This window comes from Neisseria sp. P0009.S007 (genome assembly GCF_051962515.1).
Genome location: NZ_JBQCVF010000372.1, coordinates 1 through 1,341 on the forward strand (window position 1 = coordinate 1; position 1,341 = coordinate 1,341).

2 protein-coding genes are annotated in these 1,341 nt (G+C 53.2%); both read left to right on the forward strand.

Translation table 11 applies throughout. From position 1 onward, the window contains the following. The coding region (locus tag ACTHS3_RS13355) for a cyclic pyranopterin monophosphate synthase MoaC (protein ID WP_440368173.1) at positions 1-387 on the forward strand (387 nt) is incomplete at its 5' end. A 49-nt stretch (positions 388-436) separates the two neighbouring features. Continuing rightward, positions 437-1,183: a HesA/MoeB/ThiF family protein gene (locus ACTHS3_RS13360; RefSeq protein WP_440368174.1), complete on the forward strand. Its 747-nt coding sequence runs from the start codon at positions 437-439 to the stop codon at positions 1,181-1,183. Positions 1,184-1,341: the final 158 nt, after the last annotated feature.

A 1,341-nucleotide genomic window follows, 5' to 3' on the forward strand; every position in this document is an offset into this window, starting at 1 on the left:
CAGGCGATACGGGTGTTGATAGAGAATGCCACCGAAAAGGCAAGTATCCTGACCATCGCCCGCGTTGCCGCCATTCAAAACATCAAACAAAGCGGCAACCTGATTCCGCTGCACCTGCCCGGCCGCATCATCGGCGTGCAGGTTGATTTCGATATTAACGTCGAGCTGGCCTGCCTGAAAGCCACATTGACCGTCCAAGCGCACAGCAACGGCAGCATTGCCACCGAAGCCCTGACCGGCCTCAATTTGGCGCTCTTGAGCGTTTACGACATGATGAAAGACGTTGACCGCAATATGATGCTCAGCGGCATCCGCCTTGAATCCGAAACCAGCAGCGAAGGCCGTCCTTTCCTGTTTGACAACGCCTACGAAAATATTAATTTCTAAACCACTCAGGCCGTCTGAACGTTGGGTTTCAGACGGCCTTATTGTTATGATGAACGATCAACAACTCCTGCGGTTCAGCCGCCATATCCTGCTTGACGAAATCGGTATCGAAGGCCAAGAAAAACTTTTAGCCGCCCATGTGCTCGTTGTCGGTTGCGGCGGGTTGGGTGCGGCGGCCTTGCCGTATCTTGCCGCCGCCGGTATCGGCCGCCTGACGATTGCCGATGCCGATACCATCGACGAGACCAACCTTCAACGCCAAATCACGTTTACCGAAGCCGACATCGGCAAAAACAAGGCTTTGGTCATGCAAGGCCGTCTGAAACAGATCAACAGCCAAACACACATTACAGCCATTGCCGAATTTCTCGATGAAACCAGGCTTGTCGAATTGGCAAACGCCGCGGACATCATCCTCGATTGTTCCGACAATTATCCCACGCGCCAAGCGGTCAACCGCGCCGCCGTTGCCACGCGCACGCCTTTGGTTTCAGCTGCAGCCGTCGGCTTTGATGGACAAATTGCCGTGTACCGTCCCGATCTTCCCGATACGCCCTGCTATGCCTGCCTGTTTGACGGAGAACAAGCCAGCGACGGCACTTGTGCATTGTTTGGCGTTTTTTCGCCATTGGTCGGCATTATCGGAACGACCCAAGCCGCCGAAGCGCTCAAAGTGCTGACCGGTATCGGTACGCCGTCGCACGGCAAACTTTCTACCTATAACGCGTTGAGCGGAAAGTGGCAGCAATACGGGGTAAGACACAATCCCGAATGCCCGGTTTGCAGTGGCCGTTAAAGACAAAAAGCAGGGTAGGGGTTTCAACATTGCCTAAGCCAATCCGTTAGAGTAATCATGCTTATCTTTCATTAAACTTGAAGGAAGGCGTTTCTTCCCTTTTCAGACGGCCTGTGGCACGATATGATTCAATGATTAATAAATTTTTTGAGGCCGTC

Bases quoted from the DNA above. Each gene is read 5' to 3' on its own strand.
- ACTHS3_RS13360 (WP_440368174.1), top strand. From the start codon at position 437: ATGAACGATCAACAACTCCTGCGGTTCAGCCGCCATATCCTGCTTGAC.